General features: G+C 49.1%; 1 protein-coding gene. It reads right to left on the bottom strand.

From position 1 onward, the window contains the following. Positions 1–536: MFS transporter (locus ACTHS3_RS16715; protein ID WP_440368604.1), on the bottom strand; the 536-nt coding region annotated here is incomplete at both ends.

Raw genomic sequence — 536 nt, 5'->3', positions numbered from 1 at the left:
GTTAAACGACATCATGGTAATGATATTGAGCGCAAATATCCAAGCATATTGGTTTGGTGAAACATGATACAGATGTTGGTACACGAACGATGATTCGGTCAAAAAGGCAAACATCGAACCAAAACTGAAAGCTTGGAAAAACAGATAGCCCATCGCGGCGCGCGTTCTCAAAACACGTTTAAACCTGCCGGCCACCACGCCGAACACGTCCATGCTGATTTTGCCTTTTTGGTGCGGCTTAGGCAGGAAATACCACATCAAACCCCAAAGCAGCAGCGAATAACAGGCCAGAAAGCCGAAAATCATGCGCCAGCCGCCCAAATTCTGCAAGCCTGCACCAATCATCGGTGCCATCAATGGCACAATCATCAGAATAATGCCGATTAAGGCAAACATCTGCGCGGCTTTGCGTCCGGAATAATAATCGCGCACCATCGCACCGGAAATCACCACGGTCATCCCCGCGCCAAACGCCTGCAAAGCACGCAAGTTCAACAGCTGCTCGACATTATTCACCATCGTCAAACCGATAACGG

It is taken from the genome of Neisseria sp. P0009.S007 (assembly GCF_051962515.1).
The sequence above is the reverse complement of the archived record's forward strand: the minus strand, read 5'-3'. Positions and strand labels throughout refer to the sequence as shown.